We start from the raw sequence: 21480 nt of genomic DNA on the forward strand, positions 1-21480 counted from the left end.
GATCTGTGGGGCCTTCTGTGAACACCTTCTCCACAATTCCTCTCGCATTGAGCAGGATTGCCATGTGGAGTTGATAATTCCCGGCCTATTTGGGGGACTTGGCGGCCTTCGCGGCCTTCGCCGCCGCCTTCATCTCCTGCTTGTGGGCCCGCACCCTCGCGAGCGACTCCGGGCCCGTGATGTCGGCGGCCGAGCGGTGGGACCCCTGCTCGCCGTACGGGCCCGCCGCCTCCCGCCAGCCCTTCGGCCGGACCCCGTACTGCTTGCCGAGCAGGGCGAGGAAGATCTGCGCCTTCTGCTTGCCGAACCCGGGCAGCGCTTCGAGCCGGGCGAGCAGTTCCTTCCCGGTCGCCGCGTCCGACCAGACGGCCTCGGCGTCGCCCCCGTACTCCTCGACGAGGAACCGGCACAGCTGCTGCACCCGCTGGGCCATCGAACCCGGGTAGCGGTGCACGGCCGGCTTCTCGGAGAGCAGCGCGGCGAACTCCTCCGGGTCCCGGGAGGCGATCTCGTGCGCGTCGAGGTCGTCCGCGCCGAGCCGCGAGGCGATCGTGTACGGCCCCGAGAACGCCCACTCCATCGGGACCTGCTGGTCGAGGAGCATGCCGACGAGCGCGGCGAGCGGGGACCGGCCGAGCAGGGCGTCGGCTTCGGGCTGCTGGGCGAGGTGGATCTCGGGGGGCTGGGGACTCATGCACCGATCATCACGCGCGCGCGTGACGGCCGCCCGGTGGATTCACCCCTTCGCGAACCGGTCCAGGGCGGTCAGGATCAGGTTCCGGGTCTCCTCGCCGCCCAGGTGCCCGGCGCTCTCGACCACGTGCAGCTCGGCGTCCGGCCACGCGCGGGACAGCTCCCAGGCGGTGGAGAGCGGCCCGCCCATGTCGATCCGGCCGTGGACCAGCACGCCGGGGATGCCGGCCAGCCGGTGGGCGTCACGGATCAGCGCGCCCTCCTCCAGGAAGGCGCCGTGCGCGAAGTAGTGCGAGCAGATCCGGACGAAGCCGAGCCGGGCGTCGTCGACGCGGTCGGTGTACGGAGTGCCCATGCCTTCCATCGAGAGCACCGCGTCCTCCCAGGCGCACCAGTCGGCCGCCGCCTTCTCCCGTACGGCGAGGTCGGGGTGGTTCATCAGCTCGGCGTACGCCCCCACGAGGTCGGCGGCCCCCTCGGCCCCGGCCCGGAAGCGCTCGTGGGCCTCCGGGAAGAAGCGCCCGACCCCCTCGTACAGCCAGGCCGTCTCGGAGCGGCGGGTGGTCGTCACGGCCGCGATCACGATCGCCGACACCCGCTCGGGGTACGCCTCCGCGTACGCCAGGATCAGCGTGGAGCCCCAGGAGCCGCCGTACAGCAGCCACTTCTCGATCCCGAGGTGCCGGCGCAGCAGCTCCATGTCCGCGACCAGGTGCGCGGTGGTGTTCATGGACATGTCGGCGGCCGGGTCGCTCGCGTGCGGCGTGGAGCGCCCGCAGCCGCGCTGGTCGAAGAGGACGACCCGGTACGCCGCCGGGTCGAAGAGCCGACGGCTGCGCGGGGAGGAGCCGGAGCCGGGCCCGCCGTGGACGACGAGCGCGGCCCGGCCCTCCGGGTTGCCGGAGACCTCCCAGTGGACGAGGTTGCCGTCGCCCACGTCGAGCAGGCCCTGTTCGTACGGTGCGGTCTCAGGGTGCATCCGGCCGACCCTACCGGCCCTCGATCCGCACCGCCGGGTCCTCGCACCAGGCGAGGAGCGAGGCCCAATCCCCGTACCCCGAATCAGGGTTGAGGTGCTTCCCGCCCGGCACGTGGTCCATGTCGAGCCCGAGGGGAAGGCCGTAGTGCAGGTCGGCGCCCTCGGGGCAGTACGGGTCCCCGTCCGCGTACACCAGGCGCGCCGTGCCGAGCCCCCGCTCGGCGAGGTCGAGCCCGTCGGCGAAGGCGGCGATCGGCGGGATCGAGGCGGTCACCGGCGGCGAGGGCGGGGCGACGAGCAGCACCCGGTCGGCGTCCGGCCGGCGCTCCCCGGCGCGCAGCCAGAGCAGTACGGACAGGCTGTGCGCGAGGACCACGAACTCCCCCTCGGCGGGCCGCTTCCCGTACTCCTCCAGGGCCGCGAGCCAGTCGGCGAGCACGGGCGCGTCGGGCCCGGGGAGCTGCGGGTAGCGCACCTCGTGCCCGCGCGCCCGCAGCTCCCCGGCGAGCCAGTGCTGCCAGTGGCCGGGCGGACGGTGGTTCTCGTAGCCGTGCAGGATCAGATACGTGGTCATGGCAGGATCCTGCGACCGGCGGGCGTCCCCGGTCCACCGTCGTCCACCAGCCGGTCGCCGGTAGCTGCGCGGTTCGCGTCGCTTCGGTTCGCGGTTCGTCGGCTCGCGGTTCGTCGGCTCGCGGCTCGTCGGCTCAGGCGCGGAGTCGGAGGAGTTCGCGCAGGCCCGTCTTCAGGTGGTCCGCCGACAGTTCGCGTTCGACCGTCAGGTGGTGCACGACGTCCGGCGAGAACGGTGCGAGCAGCAGGTGCGCGAGGAGCGCGCTGTCGGCCTCGGGCCTGAGGCGGCCGATGAGCAGGGCCACGTGGGTGTGCATCAGCCCGTACGCGCCGCCGTGGTAGCGGGCGCGGGGCGCGGCGGAGTGGGCGGCGAGCAGGATCTCGCGCTGCTCGCCGACCCGGTCGACGAGCGCGTCGAGGAAGGCGTCGAGCCGTTCGTCGGCGGGGGCGCCGGGACCGAGCGGCGGCGGGCCGCTCATGTACGCCTGCTGGAACTGCCGCTCGCGGTCGTCGAGGAGGGCCCACAGGAGCTGGGTGACGTCGCCGAAGCGGCGGTAGACGGTGCCGACGCCGATGCCGCTGGCGTGGGCGACCTGGTTCATGGTGACGGCGTCGGGGCCGTCCTCGGCGACGATCCGGGCGGCGGCGTCGAGGATCTTGCGGCGGTTGCGGGCGGCGTCGGCGCGCTCGGGGGCGGGGGTTCCGACGGTGGGGAGCAGGGTGGGCGTCACCGCCGCCGGCGTGGCTCCGGCCCGCTGGTTCTCGGTGCTCATCTGTCGGCTCCTCTGCCGGTCGTGCGCGCCCCGTCTCCCCCTGTCCCGGCCGCTTCCTGTCGCTCGTGCTCCCGAGCATACCTGGCGCCTTCGGGAAGCGGATAGCGATCCGGTTAGGTGGGGAGCGTGACGGGCCGACCGGGTCGGGGCGCCCCTTCGGGCGCCCTTCTGGGCACCTCCCGGGTATCTCCCGGACGCCCTCCCCGGACGCCCCCTTGGGCACCCTCCTGGATACCCCCGGGGGTACATCTGTTAGGGTCGTTGGCATCACCATGCATACCCCCGGGGGTAATCTCGACCCCTCCCTCCGGATTCCGAAAGGGGCAGGCCCGTGCCGCTGACCGACCCACCTCGGCCCGTCCGATGGTGATCGCCCTCGCGGCCGGCGCCGTCGTCGGGCTCGCGCTCGGGGCGCTCGGCGGCGGAGGCAGTGTCCTCGCCGTCCCGGTCCTGATCTACCTGCTCGGCTTCACCCCGCCCGCCGCCGCCACCGCGAGCCTCCTGATCGTCCTCGCGACCTCCGCGACCGCACTCTACGGCCACGCCAAGGACGGGAACGTCCGCTGGAGGACCGGCGCGCTCTTCGCGGCGGCGGGACTCGTCCCGGCCGCGCTCGGCGGCCTCCTCGCGACCCGGCTCCCGGAGGCGCTGCTCACCGCCGGGTTCGCGGCGGTGGCGGGGATCGCGGCGGTACGGATGCTCAGGCCCGCGTCCGGCGCCGAGGGCGTCCGCAGGTCGGCCCCGGCCGTCGCGGGCGCGGGCGCCGGGCTCGGCGCGGTCACCGGGGTCCTCGGGGTGGGCGGCGGCTTCCTCACCGTGCCGGCGCTCGTGCAGGTCGTGGGCCTGCGGATGCGTACGGCGGTGGGGACGAGCCTGCTGGTCGTCGCCGCGAACGCGCTGGCCGCGCTGCTGGCCAGGGCGGGCACGGCGGACGCCCTGGACTGGGCGGTGATCGCCCCCTTCGCGGGGGCGGCGATCCTCGGCGCCTGGGACGGCCGGCGCCTCGCGTCGAAGGTCTCGGGCGACACCCTGCGCCGGATCTTCGGTGCGGCGCTGCTGGGGGTGGCAGGGCTGATGCTGCTGGACGCGGTGGTGTTCTGAGCGCCGATGCCCGAGCCCCGGCACATCTCGATGCCCATGCCCATGCCCACGGCGCTGCCCGCGTCCGTCCCCGCCCCGCCCGGGCCTACGCCAGCGACAGGAAGAGCTTCTCCAGGCGGGCACGCATCGCGTCGCGGTCCTCGCCGTTCCTGCGGCCGTCCTCGACGTCCGTCAGGCACTGCTGGAGCCCGGTCGCGATGATCGCGAACCCGGCCCGGTCGAGGGCGCGGGAGGCGGCGGCCAGCTGGGTCACGACCTCCTCGCAGTCCCGGCCCTCCTCGATCATCCGGATCACGCCGGAGATCTGACCCTGAGCACGGCGGAGCCTGTTCAGCACCGCCTTCAGCTCCGCACCCGCGAGATCCAGTTCCACAGCCACTCCTCCACAGATACCCCAGGGGGTAATTTACTCCCCAGCACGGGGCCCCGTCGAAGACCAAGGATGACACCTGCCATGAACGCACCCCTCCTGCTCGACCCCGACCAGGCCCGCACCCGGCTGGCCGGCCTGACCGTCGTCGACGTGCGCACGCCCGGCGAGTACGCCTCCGGCCATGTGCCCGGCGCCGTCAACGTCCCGCTCGACCGGCTCGCCCGCGCCGTCCCCGCCCTCCGGGAGGCGGCGGCGCGCGGCGGAGTGCTGGTCGTCTGCCAGTCGGGCAACCGCTCGGCCAGGGCCTGCGCGCAGCTCGCGGCGGAAGGCGTCAGCGCGTACGACCTCGACGGCGGTACGAGCGGCTGGGCGGCGCGCGGTCACGGTCTGGACCGTCCGGCGGGCGCCCCGGCGAAGCCGGTGTGGGCGATGGACCGCCAGGTGCGGCTGGTCGCGGGCTCGCTGGTGCTGCTCGGCCTGCTGCTCGGGGTGCTGATACACCCGGCGTTCCAGCTGCTCTCGGCGGGCGTCGCGGGCGGCCTCGTCTTCTCGGCGCTCACCAACACCTGCGGCATGGCGCTGATGCTCGGCAAGCTCCCGTACAACCGGGGAAGCGCGTGCGCGGTCGACATGGACGCGACGCTGGCCCGGCTGCGTCAGGGGGCGGGGGAGTAACGCCGGAGGAACATCTCCACCCCGTCGACGAGCAGCCGCTCGCCCAGCCCGTCGGCCAGCTCGGTCCCGTACTGCTCGAACACCATCTGCGGGAAGACGAGCAGCGAGTAGAGCTGGAGGACGGCGACCTCCAGGTCGGGGATGTCGAGGAGGTTCCGGTCGGCGAGGGCGCGCAGGGCGTCCGCGACGGCGGGGTGGTGCCCGGTGGGGCCGTGTGCGCGCCAGGCGCGGCCCAGTTCGGGGAAGCGGTGGAGTTCGGTGGCGACGAGGGTGCGCAGGGCGCGGCCCTCGTCGTCGGCGCGTACGGCGCGGCTCCAGGCGCGGCCGGCCTCGGTGAGGGCGGCGCGCAGCTCCTCGGGGCCGTCGGCGGCGACGAGCCGGGCGAGGTCGGGGGCGTCCTCGGTGCGCCCGTCGCCCGTGCGTCCGGCGCCGGACAGGGGCTCGTCGACGGCGCCGGTGACGACGGCGGTGAAGAGGGCTTCCTTGCTGCCGAAGTGGTTGTAGACGGTCACCTTGGAGACGCCGGCCTCGGCGGCGATGGCGTCCATGCCGACGCCGAAGCCCTCGCGGAGGAAGAGGTCGCGGGCGGCCCGCAGGACGGCCTGCCGCTTGCGGGCGGCGCGGGGGCCGGACGGGCCGGAGGGAGTGGCCGCGCCGGAGGGACCGGCAGCGCCGGAGGGGACGTCCATGGGCCCACCCTACCAACGGAACTGTACTCTTGAGTTCAACTGTACTGTGCCGTACAGTTCAGTTATGCCCACGTCCTCCGCCGTACCCACCCCTGCCCCGACACACCCCGAACTCGACCCCGACCCCGACCCGCGCCGCTGGACGGCCCTGGCGCTGATCTGCGCGGCGCAGTTCATGCTGATCCTCGACGTGACCGTGGTGAACGTGGCCCTGCCGGCCGTCGCGGCCGATCTGGGCCTCGGGCGTACGGCCCTGACCTGGGTCGTCACCACGTACACCCTCTGCTTCGGCGGACTGATGCTGCTCGGCGGCCGGCTCGCGGACGCCCTCGGCGCCCGCCGGGTCCTCCTCACCGGGCTGGCCCTCTTCACGGCCGCGTCCCTGGCCTGCGGCCTGGCGCCGAACGCCGATGTCCTGCTCACGGGCCGCGCGGTCCAGGGCGTCGGCGCCGCACTCCTCTCCCCGGCGGCGCTGGCGCTGGTCACCACGATGTTCCGGGGCGTGGAACGCCCGAAGGCGCTGGGCGTCTGGGCGGCCATCGGCGGTACGGGATCGGCGGTGGGAGTGCTGCTGGGCGGCGCGCTGACGGCGGGCCCGGGATGGCCGTGGATCTTCTACGTGAACGTCCCGGTCGGCCTGGCGCTGCTGATCGCGCTCCCGAAGGCCGTACGACCGACGGCACGGCCCCTGCCCACGGGGAAGCGGACCGGAACCGGCGGCCTGGACATCCCCGGAGCCCTCCTCGTCACCACCGCGACCGGCGCACTCGTCTACGGCCTGGTCCGGGCGGGCGACTCCGGCTGGATGGCGGCGGCGACCCTGCTCCCGCTGCTCGGCGCGCTGGCGCTCTACGGCGCCTTCGCGGCGGCGGAACGACGGACCCGCACCCCGCTGATGGACCTGCGGATGCTCACCCTGCGACCGGTGGTCGCGGGCTCGCTCCTGATGCTGGTCGCGACGGCGCTGCTGATCTCGTTCTTCTTCCTGGGCTCGCTGCGGCTCCAGTACGTCCACGGCCTCGACGCGTTCCGCACCGGCCTCCTGTTCCTGCCGGTGGCCCTGGCGACGGCGATCGGCGCCCACCTGGGCTCCCGCCTGGTCATGACGGTGGGCCCGCGCGCCTGCGCGGCCGGCGCCATGGCGGTCGCGGCCCTGGGCTGCCTGCCGCTGGCCGTACTGGACCCCGAGTCGGGCCCGTGGGCCACGGTCCTGCCGTCCCTGGCGACGGCGGCGTTCGGCCTGGGCGCGGTCTTCGTGACGGCGACGACGACGGCCCTGGGCCTGATCACCCCGCACGAGGCGGGCCTCGCCTCCGGCATCGTGAACACCTTCCACGAACTGGGCGGCTCCCTGGGCGTGGCGATCGCCTCCACCCTGGCCCTGACCACGACACCCCCCACCCCGTCAGGCTTCACCACAGCCTTCACGGCCTGCACCCTGACAGCAGCGATCACAGCCCTGACAACCCTGATCCTGGCCCCCCGATCCCACCCCCACACCCGAACGGGCCCGCACGGACACGGGATGCACTGACCATCCACCCCTCGGCGCGGGCCGGCCCCGCCGGCCCGCGCTCCGGTGTCCGTCGCCGGTCGCCCGCGCTCAGTCCTGGCTCGGGCCGGATTCGTCGATCGGGCGGATGACCACCGGGTATTCCGGGGCGCCGGCCGGCTGCGGGCAGCGGGCCACTTGGGCGGCGATCTCCGTCACGCGGTCCAGGGAGGCGCAGTCGAGGATCCAGAAGCCGACGATGACCTCCTTGGTCTCCGCGTACGGGCCGTCCGTGACGACCGGCTTGCCGTCGCCGTCCACCGTCACGAAGCGGGTCGTGGCCGGGGCGGCCAGGCCCTGCGCTTCGAGCATCTCGCCGGACGCCGCCAGCTTCTCGCTGATCCCGTTCATGTGGTCGAACATCGCTTTGAGGTCCGACTTGGTCCAGGCAGGACTGTTCGCGGTGGGGCGGCCCGCCATCGCCTCGTAGTCGGCATCCGAGCCCTGCACCATCACCAGGTACTTCATGACGTCCTCCTCGTTTCCCGCTTCGCGCTTCTCGTTCCCGGCCTCCTCGCCGGTCACTTCCTTTCGCAGGACAGTCGGAGCCGCCCGCCCGTTCTCGACACCGCGCGGGCACCGGCCCAAAAAACGGGAGAAATCACCCGGCCGCACCATGATTCCGGTGTGAACGCCTTCACCTTCTCCGCCGCCTTCATCACCTTCTTCTCCGTCGTCGGCCCCCCTAAGGTCCTCCTCTCCTTCGCCGGCCTCGCCCAGGTCCACCCCGTCGGGCAGCTCCGCACCATCGCCCTGATCTCCTCCAGCGCCGCCGTCCTCGTCGGGCTCCTCACCGGCATCACCGCCCCCTGGCTGCTCGACCTCTTCCACATCAGCACCCCCGCCCTCCAGCTCGCGGGCGGCGTCATCTTCTTCATCTACGCCGTCGGCCTCGTCCTCGGCCTCCACCTCGGCTCCACCACCACCCACCAGGACGCCCCCGACCTGATCAGCGGCGTACGCGAACTGCTCATGCCGTACGTCGTGAGCCCGCTCGCCATGACCGCCGTACTCATCGAGGCGGCCGCCCGCGACTCCTTCACCTGGCGCTCCACCGTCGTCGGCGCGTACGTGTCCGTCATCGCCCTCGACCTGGTCTGCGTCCTGCTGCTCACCCGCGTGCTGCACCGCACCCACCACGCCACGATCGAACTGCTCGGCCGCCTCCTGGGGCTACTGCTCGCCGCCGTCGGCGTGGACCTGTTCCTGGACGGCCTCTCGGACCTGGGCGTTCCGGGGCTGTATCTGCGGCATTGAGGGGGGAGCGGGGAGCGGGGAGAGGGGAGAGGGGAGGGGGGATCGGCCCGGCCCGGCTTCCGACCGGACCGCGCTCGGCCGGGCCCGGCCCGCTTCCGATCGGACCGCGCTCAGCTCCCGCTCAGCTCCCGCGCAGGTCGTGCTCAGTTCTCGCTCAGTTCCCGTTCCAGCGGCGTCCGGAAGCGCGGCGTCACCCGTACCTCCCCCACCCAGCCCGCCAGCCGTTCCGCCTCCGCCCCGATCGCCCGCTCCGCCGCTCCGCCCACGTCCGTCAGGAGCCGGTGGACGATCGCGCCGTCCAGGCGCTGCGCCCAGCCGCCGACGATCCGGCCGTTCCACCACACCGTCGGCCCGATGTTCCCGCTGCGGTCGTACAGCGCGGGCCGCATCTCCGGGTCCAGGAACCAGTCACGGGCCTGCCAGCCCATCGGCGTCGGGTCGAGCGCGGGCAGGAGCGCCGCCCAGGGTTCCGTCTCTGGTACGGGTTCCAGGTCGTCCGGCAGGACGAAGCCGGTCGCCCGCCCGGCCCCCGTCCCCTCCCCCTCCGCAAGCGTCACCGGCACCGCCCCGACGGCCGCCAGCGCCCCCCGTACCTCCGTCACCTTCCACCCCGTCCACCACTTCAGATCCGCCTCGGTCGCCGGCCCGCCCGCCCCCAGCCAGCGCCCGATCAGCTCCGCCCGCGCCTCCGCCGGATCGGGTTCCGGGCGGGCCTCGGCGAGCGCCCAGCGGAAGCGGCTCGACGTCCACGCCCCCTGCGGCCGGCCCCGTACGATCCGCCCGTCCATGCCGAGCACCCGCAGCACCCGGCTCGCGACCGACTGCGCACCCTCCTGGCGGGTTCCCGTCCCGTACACGTACGTCGATCGCAACTCCGGTACGGCGTCGCCGAGTTCGGCGCCCGTCGCCTCCCCACGTACGCCCAGCTCGGTGAGGACCCGCGCCTCGGTCGCCGCCAGCCAGTCCGCGTCGAAGGTGCTGCCCGAGGCCAGGTGCTTGAGGAGGGTGGCCCGTTCGCGGACGGCGGCGGGGCGGGTCGTCGACACCTGCACGGCGGGTGCGAGGTCGGCGGGAAGGACGAAGAGCGTGTGCCGCATGCCGTGCATCCGCACGAGCGACCGGTCCTCGTACAGGGCCCGCTCGACTTCGGGGACGGGCCCGGTCTCGGGGCGCGGGCCGGCCCCGGAAGGCGACCCGGCCCCCGCCCCGGCCAACCTCGCCCCCACCGCGAGGAACACACTCGCCGGATCCGTCCCGTGCAGCGCCACGAGCGCGCCCGCGACCTCCTCCGCCGACCCCGCCCGCGCGCTCCCGGCCAGCCGGTGCCTCGTTCCGAGCCGCGCCCTGCGTTCCGCCGCGCCGATCGTCCTCGTCTCCGCCATGCGGCCAAGCATCGCCTCAGGCCGCCGCCGATCCGAGGAAATCCGTCACCGTCCGCACGAACTCGTCCTCCTTCTCGAAGAACACGACGTGCCCGGCGTCGATCTCCGCGTACGCGCTCCCGCCGATCGCCTCGTGCAGCTCCCGGCTGTTCTCCACGGGCACGGTCGCGTCCTGGGCGCACCCGACGACGAGCGTCTCCGCCGTGATCCGGGGCAGCAGCTCCCGGATGTCGACCGCGAGGTCGAGCGCCACGTGCCGCAGCGTGCCGGGCGTGGGCGGCATGTTCGGGACGAGCGCCTCCACCCCCTCGCGGCCGATCGCGTTGAGGAAGCCACGGCTGAACCCGGTCATCGTCACGCTCCGCCCGAACCCCGCGGGATCGAACTCGCCCAGCCGCTGCCACAGCGTGAACAGGTTCCGCAGGTACTCGTCGCCCTCGGTGTACGCCCAACCCGCCACCAGCACCAGCCGGTTGACGAGGTCGGGGCGGAGCGCGGCGACGGTCGCCGAGACGGGGGACCCCATGGAGAAGCCGAGCAGGTCGACGGGCCCGGTGCCGGCGTCCTCGATGACCGCGATCACCTGCGCGGCGAGCGCCTCGACGGTCAGGGGGCTGCCGTCGTCGAGGGTCCGGTCGGCGCCGGAGAGGTCGAGGGTGATGACCGTACGGTCGGTGGTGAAACGGGGGGCGGTCTGGCCCCAGTTGACGACGGCGCCACCGGACCCGGTGCCGTGGACGAGAAGGAGGGCGGGGGCGGAGGCGGGGGCGGAGCGTGGACCGGTGGGGTGGTCGATACGGGCGCTCGGCCCCTCGACGTCGTAGTGAACGCGGGCGGGACCGACGGTGACGATGGCCAAGATCTGCTCCTGGGGGCGGGGTGGGGTGCCTGACACCGAGGACTCTCCCGCCGCCCGGAGGCGGAGGGGAGAGCCCTGCCGACCCTGGGACCGCGAGTCCCTGGATGAGCGCCTGCCCCTACGGGACGATGGCGGTACGAAGCCCCCGGCCCTACGGGACCACCGCCGTACCAACCGCCCACCCCTTCGGGACCACGGCCACACAAAGCCCGCACCCCTACGGGACTATGGCCGCCGCACGAACCCACCCACCCCACCTACCCCACCTACCCCACCTACCCCACCTACCCCACCTACCCCACCTACCCCACCTACCCCACCTACCCCACCCACCCCACCCCACCCCACCCACCCCACCCCACCCCACCCCACCCCCCCAGGGAGGACCCGCAGGATGCCCCGTACGCCGATCGACCGACGCGAACTCGCCGACTTCCTGCGCCGCTCCCGCGACCGGGTCCGACCGCAGGACGTGGGGCTGCCGGCCGGCCCCCGGCGCCGTACGCCCGGACTGCGCCGCGAGGAGGTCGCCCAGCTCGCCGGGATGTCCGCCGACTACTACATCCGCCTGGAGCAGGCCCGCGGCCCGCAGCCCTCGCCGCAGATGCTCGCCGCGCTCGCCCGGGCGCTGCGGCTCGACACGGACGGGCGCGACCACCTCCACCTCCTCGCGGGCCACCGTCCGCCCGCCGGGCCGGTGGGCGGTGACCACGTCTCGCCCGGCCTGCTGCACCTCCTCGAACAGCTGGAGTCGACACCGGCGCAGGTCCTGAGCGACCTCGGGGATGTCCTCGCGCAGAACGAGATGGCCCGCACCCTGCTCGGCGGGGTGTGCACGGTGTCGGAGCACGGACGGAACGTGGTGTGGCGCTGGTTCGCCGACCCGGAGGCGCGTACGGCGTACCCGGCCGGGGAGCACGCGTACCACAGCCGCCTCCACGTCGCGGACCTGCGCGCGGCGTTCGGCCGGCGCGCGGGCGACCCGGCCGTGACGCGGCTGGTGGAGCGGCTGCGCGGGGCGAGCGAGGAGTTCGCGGAGCTGTGGGAGCGGCACGAGGTGGCGGTCCGGCGGCACAGCAGGATGAGGGTCGCTCACCCGGTGATCGGAGCGGTGGACCTGGACTGCCAGGTGCTGCTCGCGCTGGAGGGAGAGCAGCGGCTGGTCCTGTTCACGCCGCCGCCGGGCACGGACGCGGGGGAGCGGCTGGCGCTGCTCAGGGTGGTGGGGGCGGAACAGTTCACGGCAAGGCCCTGAGAGCGGAAGGCGCACCGGCCCGGTGCTACTCGGCTGCGGCCCGGTCCGCCAACGGCCGCCGCCTGAGGGCGGGTTCGGTGAGGGCGGCGGGGCGCCAGACGCCGTCGGGCCGGTAGAGGTCGGTGCCGGGCGGGACGATCGCGTCGATACGGTCGAGGGCCTCGTCGGTGAGCAGGACGGGCGCGCCCTTGAGCAGCCCGTCCAGCTGGTCCATCGTGCGCGGCCCGATGATGACGGAGGTGACGGCCGGGTGGGCGGCGGCGAAGGCGATGGCGAGTTCGGGCAGGGAGCAGCCGATGTCGTCGGCGAGGGCGACGAACTCCTCGACGGCGTCGAGCTTGGCGGCGTTGCCGGGGAGCGCCGGGTCGAAGCGGTGGGGGGTGAGGGCGGCCCGCCCGCTGCCGAGGTCGATGGGCCGGCCCTTGCGGTACTTGCCGGTGAGGAAGCCGGAGGCGAGGGGCGACCAGGTCAGTACGCCCATCCCGTACCGCTGGGCGACCGGCAGGACGGAGGCCTCGATGCCGCGCGCGAGGAGCGAGTACGGCGGCTGCTCGGAGCGGAAGCGGCGCAGGCCGCGGCGTTCGGCGACGGCGTGGGCCTCGACGATGTCCTCGGCGGGGAAGGTGGAGCAGCCGAACGCCCGGATCTTGCCCTGGGTGACGAGGTCACCGAGCACGCCGAGGGTCTCCTCGATGTCCGTGCGCTGGTCGGGCCGGTGGACCTGGTAGAGGTCGATCCAGTCGGTGCCGAGCCGCCGGAGGCTGTCCTCGACGGCCCGGATGATCCAACGGCGGGAACTGCCGCCCCGGTTGGGGCCTTCGCCGCCGACGGGGAAGTACACCTTGGTGGCGAGGACGGTGTCGTCGCGGCGGTGCGGGTCGCGCAGTGCCTTGCCGACGATCTCCTCGGACTCGCCGGCGGAGTACATGTCGGCGGTGTCGACGAAGTTGATGCCGTGGTCGAGGGCGGCATGGATGATCCGCACGGACTCCTGATGGTCGGGATTGCCGACGGCACCGAACATCATGGTGCCGAGGCAGTACGTACTGACGTCGATCCCGGTCCCGCCGAGTACTCGATAGCGCATGGCGGCACTGTAGGAACTGGAGTGCGCTCGAAGGCAAGGGGTGAGGGGTCCCGAGGGCCTAAGGCTCGGACGACTCGGACGACTCGGACGGCTCGGACGACTCGGACGGCGTGAGGTCCCCGAGGAATCCGACGATCAGCCGGTGCAGGGTGGCGGGCTGTTCGAGGTGTACGTCGTGCCCGGTGGCGGGCAGGCTCGCGCCGCGCAGACCGGGCTGGAGCCGCACCATCTCCGCGTACTCGGCGCCGCCGATGATTCCGCCCTGCTCGCCCTGCCCGAGGACGGCGAGGGTGGGGCAGGTGATGGCCGCCCACTCGTCCCAGAACGCGCGGCTGGAGATCTCGTCGAGGGACCGCACCATGACATCGGGTTCGAAACGCGGCCAGAGCCCGTCGGCGCGTTCTTCGAGCCCGCGAGCCCAGCCGTCCCCTACGGGTTGCTTCCCGCCGCCGAGGTAGGCGGCGGCCACGTCCAGGGAGGGGAAGGGCACAGGCCAGGCGTCCAGCCAGCCGCCGATCTGTTCCTGTACGCCGGGGTTGCCGCCGCCGGGCCCGGCTTCGACGAGAACGAGGGCGCGCAGCAGTGCGGGTTGGGCGGCGGCGGCGAGAAGGGCGGTGCTGCCGCCGAGCGACTGCCCGACCAACAGGGGATGGTCCAGGCCGAGTTCCTCGATGACGGCGAGGGCGTCGGCGACGTAGGCGGCCCGCGTGACATCACCGGGGTGCCGCTCGCTGGCGCCGTGCCCGCGCTGGTCGAGGGCGACGACCCGGTACCCGGACTCGCGCAGCAGCCGGGCGGTGGCGTCCCATTCGCCGGCGTGCCCGGCAAGCCCGTGGAGCAGGAGTACGTCGGTGCCGGAGCCGCCCCAGTCGCGCGCGGAAAGCCGTACCCCTTCCCGTATGACGAACCGTTCTGACCAGGGGGAAGGGGCGGAGGAAGGAGTCACCCCTCCATGATCCCTTACGGGTCGGGAAGCCGTCGGCGCGCACGCCGCAGGAGCCGACGGCCTGACGGGAGGGGGACTACTTGCCCTCGGCGAGGGTGTGGGCGACGAGGGCGTTGGCATGCCCGTGGCCCAGCCCGTGCTCGTCCTTGAGCCAGGAGACGAGCTCCAGGTGCTTGGTGAGGGGCGAGGAACGGATGAGCTCCTGCCACTCGGAGACCGGGCGCCCGTACTTCTTCTCGATGGAGGGGAAGTAGCTGGCGGGCCCCTTGACGACGTTCTCGGCCATGGTCATCTCCTCGGTGATCAGTAACTGTGCGACTGAGGGTATGACCGGGGCCGAAGGGAAAACTCATCGCGGGGGACGGGATCAGTCCCGCCGGATCTGCTCGGGATCGACATGGCGCCGCACCATGGGCAGGGAGGCGAGACCGGCGGCGAGCAGTACGCCCAGGGCGCAGAGGAACAGCAGGGGCAGCCCGTCCCAGTCCCAGTGCACGGCGCCGCCACCGGTGATCAGGTAACTGGACTCGGCAAGCCACCCGGCGACGATGGCGCCCCCGAGCCCCACGACGAGCGGCAACAACACCTGCACGACCTGCACCACCCGCAGGGTCCCGGCCCGAGCCCCCAACAACACGAGCGCGGCAACCTGCCCACGCCGCTCCATGGCCCGATCGGCCACGGACACGACGAAGGCGGCAACACCGATGACAAGCCCGAGAACCATGCCGACGGCCAGCAGGCTGCGGATGACGGCGAGCTGGGCGAGCGAGTCGATGACGATCCCGACGGGCTCGACGGAGGCGGTGGGGGCGATGGCCCCGATGCCGTCGAGAACGGAGCGGATGGTGGCGGGGTCGGCGTCACTGACGAGGGTGAGGGTGCCGGCGGAATCGGCGAGGTTGGCGGGGAAGAGCGAGGGAGGGATGAGAATAGCGCCCGTAGTGATGGCGGAAGGCTGGTAAGCGGTCATGTGGATGCGGCCGTGGGGAACGGTAAGAATGGTCCTTCCGTTGCCGCGTGTTTTGAACGGAAACCGATCACCCGGTTGAGGGTCTTCCCGGAAAGCCGAGTTCGCATCGTGTAACTGCATGGTTTGTCCCTCGACACAGCCCCCTGCCCACTGGGTAGTTGCGATCAGTTGGGGGCAAGTAGCGACAACCAGGGTGACGGACTTCGGCATGGTGCCGTCCAGCGGGATCCACGAGTTGTACGTAATCAGATCTGTCCGAACGCCGCGGATGTCTGCGAGTTGTTGCCTCTGGTCGTGGCTCAACTCTTCCAGCTTGATGGCGTATTCCTGTATGGGGGTTGTTCGTCGACTGACCTGGTCCAGTTCGACCAGTACCCCCTGGGTCAAAGACGCGCCGAACACCAGCAGCACGAGGCCGGTGACCACCCGTAGCGAGGAACCCGGATCAACCTCAGAACGCCGCATCGCCAATGCCACGGGCAACGATTTCGCCGCTCCGGCAACTCGCCGCGCCAGCGATGCCGTGATCGGCGCCAATCCGAAAACGAGTCCGGCCCCGGTCAATAGAACGGCACCGGGTACCAGCAGGGAGCTCGCAGACCCTCCAGATGGGTCCCTTCCCAGCACGCTGAGCGCACAGTAGCCGCCGATGATCCCGAGCCCTGGAACGAGAAGCAGCGTCCCGAACTTCCTTGGAGGCTTGCGTTCCCCGGTCCGGCGCACACTGATCGGTGACAGTGCAGCCTGCTTGGCGCTGAACTGGCTGACAGCCCACGCGAGTGCCGGGCATCCCACTAGGCACACGGCAAGGGTCGTTGCCTCTGGGCGCCCATCTGATGGATACCAGTGCAGTCCAGGCAATCCGACTCGTGCGGCGAGTTCGTTGACTCCGAGATACCCCACGACTCCGAGCGCGGCCCCGATCGAGGCGGCGGCAACGCTTTCACCAGCATTGACTCGGAGGGTGTCCTTCACGCTGAGCCCGATGAGGCGTAGAGCGGCGAGGCGACGGGCTCGAGATTCCCCGGAAAGTCGTGCGCAGACGGAAAGAAAGATGACGAGAGGAAGCAGCACGATGCAACCGAGCGTAAACCGCAGAATATCAAGGGTGGAGGAGTCGATGAGCTCTCCCCGTACGTACGGGGAGCCGAAATCGCCGAGTTCTCTTCCTTCCGGAAGCTTGGCGGGATCGATGCCGATGTAGGCGTACAGCTCCTCCGGCCCACCCAACCCCGCCGGCGCGATCGTCCCGATCACACGGCCTGGCACAAGCCCCGCAGCATTCGGATTGGCCGCCAGGAGTTCGGCCAGCTTCGGCGAAACAATGGCTTCGCCTGTCTGCGGAAGTCGCTCGATCCCAGGAGGGACCGGCGCGGGACCGGTACCGACGCGACCGAAGAACACCCGCCGCAGCGGTTGGGAGCCGTACGGATCCAAGAACTCCTGGTAGACGACATTCCTGTTGTAGCCCGGGTTCACCGCGCGGCTCGTCGTACGGGTATCGTGCGCGGCGATGATCGTGGGAATGGTGAGGACGGCAGCAAGGCATGCCACCCCGAGGGCGGAGCCGAGCGTCATCAGCAGAAATCGAACGCGCCCCCGGCGGCCACTGCCCCAGAGCAGACGAAGCCCGAGGAGGAACGGGTTCACACCGCCACCCGCTGAGCCAGTACACCGTCCGACATCGTGTACTGCGTATCGGCCTTCGCGGCGACATCGGCATCGTGCGTCACTATGATCACGGCCGTCTTCTGGCTCCGCGCCAGCCAGAGGAACTCCTTCAGCACGGCGGCCGCGTTGGCGCTGTCGAGCGCCCCTGTCGGCTCGTCCGCGAACACCACGTCCGGCCGGTGGACCAGAGCCCGCGCAACCGCGACGCGCTGACTCTGGCCACCCGACAACTTCGAGGTCCTGCGCCGCAACAGCTCACCCATTCCGAGCCGCCGCAACACATGGGCGGCCATCACATGGGCGTGATCCTTGCTGATTCCGGCGAGCCGGAGGGGAAGTGCCGCGTTCTCCTCGACGGTCAACTCCGGGAGGAGTTCCCCGTACTGGAAGACGAACCCGAGCCGCGTACGGCGCAAGGCGCTCAACTCGCTGTCGGGGAGGGTGGAGAGCTGAACCCCGTCGAAGGTCACGGTCCCGCTCGACGGGGGCAGCACCCCCGCGAGGCAGTACAGCAGCGACGACTTCCCCGACCCGCTGCTGCCCATGATGGCGGCCACTTCGCCGCGCTTGAGCGTGAACTCGGCACCAGTGACAGCCTGCTCGGTGCCGTAGAAGAGATCCACGCCCTCGGCGCGGAGGATGACATCCATCGTGGTGCGCACTCCTTAAAGGAGGGAGCCGCTGGGTCAGCGGCTGCCTCAGCCGTTGACTTTTAGCGCCGGAACTTCCGAAGTCCCGAGCAGTTGTCCGGACGCAGCGAGCCGCGGTCGCGGCACAGTTGGATCTCCGCATGGTTGGTCTGCAGAACTGCGCCGTCGAAGAAGATCTTGTCGACGGTGACGGTCTTCCTCTGGACACCCTTGACGCGATTCCAGCCGTAGCCCTCCACCTTTGCGCGAAGGTAGGTGTTGTGGCCGTCCGCGTGGTCGCTGTCCGACAGGTTTCCCTGTACGTGGAACCCACCGTGGTTCTGGAGTTTGGGCTCCCACTTGTACCCACCGGAGAACGCGGCGCCGGTCGTGGACATCTTCAGCTCACGCCAGGACGAGTCCGCCATCGCCACCCCCATCCCCCCGAAGAACAGCCCCGCGGCCACCACCGCCGTAGCCAACTTCCTCATCGATAACCCCTGTTTGGTCGTGCCGACTGGTCATCACAGAAAGTATCGGCATCACTACACACCGGATACCGCAGTAACGTCCCTCCCTCCCAGGACCCCCCGATCCGGTGAACGCGTCCTCCTGGCGTGCGCGCGGGTTGCCCGTGCGCCTCGTAGGAGTGATCACCGGTGCGCCTGCGTGAAGGGGTGCGGTGGCGTCGACAAGGTTGCGCGCATGCGTTCTTCCTCTTCCCGGCTGAGGCGTGCCCTCGTTCCCCTCGTGGCCACCGTCGCCCTCCTCGGTACCGGCGGGGCCTCCGTCGCCGGTGCCGTCGAAGCGTGCGGTTCGGTCATCACCGCCCCGCTCGCCCCGCCCGTCGCCGACGACGACCCCTGCCCCAGCACCGACCCCGTCGTGTGCCGCATCCGCGTCCTGCCGATGGACGAGAAGGTCGAGGCCCAGCGGACCCGGATGCGCTACCACGGGCTCCTGGAGGACATGCACCGGACGGAGGCGGCCATGCGCGAGGCCGGCGCCTCCGACGAGGAGATCGCCCGCGAGCTCGTCGACATGCGGAACCAGGCGAAGGAGATCACCCGCGCCGGCATGAGTCCCGAGGAGGTCCGCATCCTGGAGGAGCGGAACATCGCCAAGTACGGCAACCCGCTCGGTCCCACCGCCGACCAGCTCTACGCCAAGTACGGGTCCTGGCCCCAGGTGATCGACGCGTCGATGCGGACCAGCTACGCCGTCGACCGCGCGCTCAGCCTCGAGTACCGCCCCTGTCCCGTATAGCCGACGGAAACCGAGACGGGAAACGTCGAAGGGCCCCACCGCGAACGGTGGGGCCCTTCAACGAATTGCCCGGTGAGAGCAATGGCGGAGGATACGAGATTCGAACTCGTGAGGGGTTGCCCCCAACACGCTTTCCAAGCGTGCGCCCTAGGCCACTAGGCGAATCCTCCGGTCGGAACATTACATGACCTCGGGGGGTGCTCGCGAACCCGATCGGAGGTGGGGTCCGTGAAGGGATCCCGGGTGGGGGAGCGGGGTCGAGTGGTGTTCGGGATCGGGTACGCTGAGCGGAGCCCCTCACGCGGTGCTATCTGACTGAACTCCCCCAGGGCCGGAAGGCAGCAAGGGTAGGTCGGCTCTGGCAGGTGCGTGGGGGGCGCTTGCGTTCCCGGGCACGGACCCGGACTCGGACCCCCGCGTGCCCGTACGGGTACGGGTCGGACCCCTGCGGGCAGCGGCCCCCGGCCCTCGCCGAGACCCCCACCCGCCCCCCCCGCTCCGGTCGTTTTTCCCGGGTTGTCGGTGGACGCCTATAACCTCGTACATGTGTCGTCTCTCGCGCTCTACCGCCGCTATCGTCCCGAGTCCTTCGCCGAGGTCATCGGGCAGGAGCATGTCACCGACCCGTTGCAGCAGGCCCTGCGGAACAACCGGGTCAATCACGCGTACCTGTTCAGCGGGCCCCGTGGGTGCGGCAAGACGACCAGTGCGCGCATTCTCGCGCGGTGTCTGAACTGTGAGCAGGGGCCCACGCCCACGCCGTGCGGGGAGTGCCAGTCCTGTCGGGACCTCGCGCGCAACGGGCCGGGGTCGATCGACGTCATCGAGATCGACGCCGCTTCCCACGGTGGTGTGGACGACGCCCGTGACCTGCGCGAGAAGGCCTTCTTCGGGCCCGCGTCCAGCCGCTACAAGATCTACATCATCGACGAGGCCCACATGGTCACCTCGGCGGGCTTCAACGCCCTGCTGAAGGTGGTCGAGGAGCCGCCGGAGCACCTGAAGTTCATCTTCGCCACGACCGAGCCCGAGAAGGTCATCGGCACCATCCGGTCCCGGACCCACCACTACCCCTTCCGGCTCGTGCCCCCCGGCACCCTGCGGGAGTACCTGGGCGAGGTCTGCGGGCACGAGGGCATCCCCGTCGCGGAAGGGGTGCTGCCGCTGGTCGTGCGCGCCGGCGCCGGGTCCGTGCGTGACTCGATGTCCGTCATGGACCAGCTCCTGGCCGGTGCCGCCGACGACGGCGTGACCTACGCCATGGCCACCTCGCTGCTCGGCTACACGGACGGGACGCTGCTCGACGCGGTCGTGGACGCGTTCGCGGCCGGGGACGGCGCGGCCGCGTTCGAGGTCGTCGACACCGTCATCGAGGGCGGCAACGACCCCCGCCGGTTCGTCGCCGACCTCCTGGAGCGGCTCCGCGACCTGGTGATCCTGGCCGCCGTTCCGGACGCCGCCGAGAAGGGGCTCATCGACGCCCCGGTCGACGTGATCGAGCGGATGCAGGCCCAGGCGTCCGTGTTCGGTGCCGCCGAGCTGAGCCGCGCCGCCGATCTCGTCAACACCGGTCTGACCGAGATGCGGGGCGCCACCTCGCCCCGGCTCCAGCTGGAGCTGATCTGCGCGCGCGTGCTGCTGCCCGCCGCCTTCGACGACGAGCGTTCGGTCCAGGCGCGCCTGGACCGTCTCGAGCGCGGGGCCGCCGCCGCTCCGGCCGCCGCTCAGGCGCCGGTGTTCACCGCGGGGCCGCCCGCGACCGCGCCCGGCCCCGCGCTGGGGTACGTCCCCGGGCCCGACGCCCACACCCCGATGGCCCCGCCGCCGCTCCCGCCGTCCCACGCCCCGGCCCCGTCGCAGGCGGCCCCCGCCCCGGCACCCGTAGACCCCTCGGCGCCCGCCCACGCCCCGGCCCCGTCGGAGGCGGCACCCCCCGCGCAGACGCAGCCGTCCGCCCCCGCCGCCCCCCGGCCCGGCGCCTGGCCCGGTGCCGCCACTCCCGGTGGTGGCGCGCCCGGCGCCTGGCCCGGTGCGTCCGCGCCCGCCGCCCCCGCTCCCGTACCGGCTCCGCAGCCGTCCGCGCCGCAGGCCCCGGCCCCCGCCCCCACCGGAGGCGGCGGCGGTGGAGGCGGTGGCGACACCGCCCAGGTGCGCAACCTCTGGCCGCAGATCCTCGACGCCGTCAAGAACCGCCGCCGCTTCACCTGGATCCTGCTCAGCCAGAACGCGCAGGTGGCCGGCTTCGACGGGACGACCCTCCAGCTCGGCTTCCTCAACGCCGGCGCCCGCGACAACTTCGCGAGCAGCGGCAGCGAGGACGTCCTCAAGCAGGCTCTCGCCGAACAGTTCAACGTGAACTGGAAGGTCGAGGCGATCATCGACCCCTCGGGCGGTGCCGCGCCCCCGCCGGCGGCCACCGGCTTCGGCGGCTCGGGCGGAACCGGCGGCTTCGGCCGCCCGCAGGCCCCCGCCCCGGCGTTCCAGCAGGCCCCGCCGCCCGCCCCCGTACAGCCGCCGCAGGCGCAGGCCGCGCCCGCGTTCTCCCCGGCGCCCCCGCCGGCGCAGGCCCCCGCGCCCGCGTACGCGCCGCCCGTGGCGCCCGAGGACGACGTGCCCGAGGAGGACGACCCCGACCTCGTCGACTCGGCGCTCTCCGGGCACGACCTGATCGTGCGCGAGCTCGGAGCCACGGTTGTGGAGGAATACACGAACGAGTAGGGGCGTCTCGCTCGGTGGCCCGCACAAGG

22 protein-coding genes, 1 tRNA gene and 1 other RNA gene are annotated in these 21480 nt (G+C 72.1%); 8 read left to right on the plus strand and 16 right to left on the minus strand.

The window, feature by feature from the left end; all coding sequences use genetic code 11:
• Positions 1 to 85 precede the first annotated feature (85 nt).
• The 4 genes from V4Y03_RS17490 to V4Y03_RS17505 form a co-directional block, all read right to left on the minus strand.
• Positions 86 to 694 carry an HhH-GPD-type base excision DNA repair protein gene (locus tag V4Y03_RS17490; protein ID WP_317874722.1) on the minus strand — a complete coding sequence of 203 codons (609 nt, stop codon included), beginning with the start codon at positions 692 to 694 and terminating at the stop codon, positions 86 to 88.
• Between the two features lie 42 nt (positions 695 to 736).
• Positions 737 to 1672, minus strand: coding sequence for a prolyl aminopeptidase (pip, locus tag V4Y03_RS17495; protein WP_332435513.1), 936 nt, complete (start codon positions 1670 to 1672; stop codon positions 737 to 739).
• A gap of 10 nt (positions 1673 to 1682) precedes the next feature.
• Positions 1683 to 2246: an RBBP9/YdeN family alpha/beta hydrolase gene (locus tag V4Y03_RS17500; protein ID WP_332435514.1), complete on the minus strand. Its 564-nt coding sequence runs from the start codon at positions 2244 to 2246 to the stop codon at positions 1683 to 1685.
• Positions 2247 to 2379: 133 nt separating this feature from the next.
• Entirely contained in the window at positions 2380 to 3018 is a 639-nt protein-coding gene (locus tag V4Y03_RS17505; RefSeq protein ID WP_332435515.1) for a TetR/AcrR family transcriptional regulator, read from the minus strand.
• Positions 3019 to 3381: 363 nt separating this feature from the next.
• On the opposite strand from V4Y03_RS17505, the gene V4Y03_RS17510 reads away from it, so the two are divergent.
• Positions 3382 to 4119, plus strand: a complete 738-nt coding sequence (locus V4Y03_RS17510; RefSeq protein WP_332435516.1) for a sulfite exporter TauE/SafE family protein — start codon at positions 3382 to 3384, stop codon at positions 4117 to 4119.
• An 85-nt stretch (positions 4120 to 4204) separates the two neighbouring features.
• On the opposite strand, the gene V4Y03_RS17515 is transcribed toward V4Y03_RS17510, so the two are convergent.
• Entirely contained in the window at positions 4205 to 4492 is a 288-nt protein-coding gene (locus tag V4Y03_RS17515) for a metal-sensitive transcriptional regulator (RefSeq protein ID WP_317879144.1), read from the minus strand.
• A gap of 81 nt (positions 4493 to 4573) precedes the next feature.
• On the opposite strand from V4Y03_RS17515, the gene V4Y03_RS17520 reads away from it, so the two are divergent.
• Positions 4574 to 5167 carry a rhodanese-like domain-containing protein gene (locus tag V4Y03_RS17520; RefSeq protein WP_332435517.1) on the plus strand — a complete coding sequence of 198 codons (594 nt, stop codon included), beginning with the start codon at positions 4574 to 4576 and terminating at the stop codon, positions 5165 to 5167.
• Here V4Y03_RS17520 and V4Y03_RS17525 read toward each other — a convergent pair.
• The gene (locus V4Y03_RS17525; protein WP_332435518.1) at positions 5149 to 5856 is read right to left on the minus strand and encodes a TetR/AcrR family transcriptional regulator; all 708 of its coding nucleotides are present in this window, start codon (positions 5854 to 5856) and stop codon (positions 5149 to 5151) included. The two genes, V4Y03_RS17520 and V4Y03_RS17525, sit on opposite strands and share 19 nt — an antisense overlap.
• Before the next feature lie 64 nt (positions 5857 to 5920).
• Between V4Y03_RS17525 and V4Y03_RS17530 the strand changes: the two genes are divergently transcribed.
• Complete coding sequence (locus V4Y03_RS17530) at positions 5921 to 7390, plus strand: DHA2 family efflux MFS transporter permease subunit (RefSeq protein ID WP_332435519.1); 1470 nt, start codon at positions 5921 to 5923, stop codon at positions 7388 to 7390.
• Positions 7391 to 7459: 69 nt separating this feature from the next.
• Here V4Y03_RS17530 and V4Y03_RS17535 read toward each other — a convergent pair whose 3' ends face one another.
• Positions 7460 to 7876: a YciI family protein gene (locus tag V4Y03_RS17535; RefSeq protein WP_332437210.1), complete on the minus strand. Its 417-nt coding sequence runs from the start codon at positions 7874 to 7876 to the stop codon at positions 7460 to 7462.
• A gap of 159 nt (positions 7877 to 8035) precedes the next feature.
• On the opposite strand from V4Y03_RS17535, the gene V4Y03_RS17540 reads away from it, so the two are divergent.
• Positions 8036 to 8665 (plus strand): MarC family protein, encoded by a 630-nt coding sequence (locus V4Y03_RS17540; RefSeq protein ID WP_332435520.1) that lies wholly within the window; start codon positions 8036 to 8038, stop codon positions 8663 to 8665.
• Positions 8666 to 8808: 143 nt separating this feature from the next.
• Here the strand turns inward: V4Y03_RS17540 and V4Y03_RS17545 are convergent, their stop codons facing one another.
• Together V4Y03_RS17545 and V4Y03_RS17550 are read right to left on the minus strand one after the other, a co-directional pair.
• Entirely contained in the window at positions 8809 to 10059 is a 1251-nt protein-coding gene (locus tag V4Y03_RS17545; RefSeq protein ID WP_443079797.1) for a winged helix DNA-binding domain-containing protein, read from the minus strand.
• A gap of 4 nt (positions 10060 to 10063) precedes the next feature.
• Entirely contained in the window at positions 10064 to 10906 is an 843-nt protein-coding gene (locus V4Y03_RS17550) for an alpha/beta fold hydrolase (protein ID WP_332435522.1), read from the minus strand.
• 394 nt (positions 10907 to 11300) lie between these two features.
• Here V4Y03_RS17550 and V4Y03_RS17555 point away from each other — a divergent pair, with 394 nt between their 5' ends.
• A complete protein-coding gene (locus V4Y03_RS17555; protein WP_332435523.1) occupies positions 11301 to 12161 on the plus strand; it encodes a helix-turn-helix transcriptional regulator in 861 nt (286 codons plus the stop codon).
• Between the two features lie 25 nt (positions 12162 to 12186).
• Here the strand turns inward: V4Y03_RS17555 and V4Y03_RS17560 are convergent, their stop codons facing one another.
• The 6 genes from V4Y03_RS17560 to V4Y03_RS17585 form a co-directional block, all read right to left on the minus strand.
• A complete protein-coding gene (locus V4Y03_RS17560; RefSeq protein ID WP_317875805.1) occupies positions 12187 to 13248 on the minus strand; it encodes an aldo/keto reductase in 1062 nt (353 codons plus the stop codon).
• A 58-nt stretch (positions 13249 to 13306) separates the two neighbouring features.
• Entirely contained in the window at positions 13307 to 14194 is an 888-nt protein-coding gene (locus V4Y03_RS17565; protein ID WP_332435524.1) for an alpha/beta fold hydrolase, read from the minus strand.
• Positions 14195 to 14270: 76 nt separating this feature from the next.
• Entirely contained in the window at positions 14271 to 14480 is a 210-nt protein-coding gene (locus tag V4Y03_RS17570) for a DUF4287 domain-containing protein (RefSeq protein WP_317875807.1), read from the minus strand.
• A gap of 81 nt (positions 14481 to 14561) precedes the next feature.
• The gene (locus V4Y03_RS17575) at positions 14562 to 16817 is read right to left on the minus strand and encodes an FtsX-like permease family protein (RefSeq protein ID WP_332435525.1); all 2256 of its coding nucleotides are present in this window, start codon (positions 16815 to 16817) and stop codon (positions 14562 to 14564) included.
• Entirely contained in the window at positions 16814 to 17488 is a 675-nt protein-coding gene (locus V4Y03_RS17580) for an ABC transporter ATP-binding protein (RefSeq protein ID WP_332435526.1), read from the minus strand. The genes V4Y03_RS17575 and V4Y03_RS17580 overlap by 4 nt, the downstream gene beginning before the upstream one ends.
• Positions 17489 to 17550: 62 nt before the next feature.
• Positions 17551 to 17958: a hypothetical protein gene (locus V4Y03_RS17585; RefSeq protein WP_332435527.1), complete on the minus strand. Its 408-nt coding sequence runs from the start codon at positions 17956 to 17958 to the stop codon at positions 17551 to 17553.
• Positions 17959 to 18172: 214 nt separating this feature from the next.
• Between V4Y03_RS17585 and V4Y03_RS17590 the strand changes: the two genes are divergently transcribed.
• On the plus strand, positions 18173 to 18733 hold the full coding sequence (locus V4Y03_RS17590) for a hypothetical protein (protein ID WP_317875811.1): 561 nt from the start codon (positions 18173 to 18175) through the stop codon (positions 18731 to 18733).
• 82 nt (positions 18734 to 18815) lie between these two features.
• Here V4Y03_RS17590 and V4Y03_RS17595 read toward each other — a convergent pair.
• Positions 18816 to 18903 (minus strand) — tRNA-Ser (locus tag V4Y03_RS17595).
• Positions 18904 to 19021: 118 nt separating this feature from the next.
• On the opposite strand from V4Y03_RS17595, the gene ffs reads away from it, so the two are divergent.
• Both ffs and V4Y03_RS17605 read left to right on the plus strand, forming a co-directional pair.
• An RNA gene (ffs, locus tag V4Y03_RS17600) (signal recognition particle sRNA small type) lies at positions 19022 to 19120 on the plus strand.
• Between the two features lie 159 nt (positions 19121 to 19279).
• Positions 19280 to 21451: a DNA polymerase III subunit gamma and tau gene (locus tag V4Y03_RS17605; protein ID WP_332435528.1), complete on the plus strand. Its 2172-nt coding sequence runs from the start codon at positions 19280 to 19282 to the stop codon at positions 21449 to 21451.
• The last annotated feature ends 29 nt before the right edge of the window (positions 21452 to 21480 follow it).

It is taken from the genome of Streptomyces sp. P9-A4, from assembly GCF_036634195.1.
In the GTDB taxonomy this organism is placed as follows: domain Bacteria; phylum Actinomycetota; class Actinomycetes; order Streptomycetales; family Streptomycetaceae; genus Streptomyces.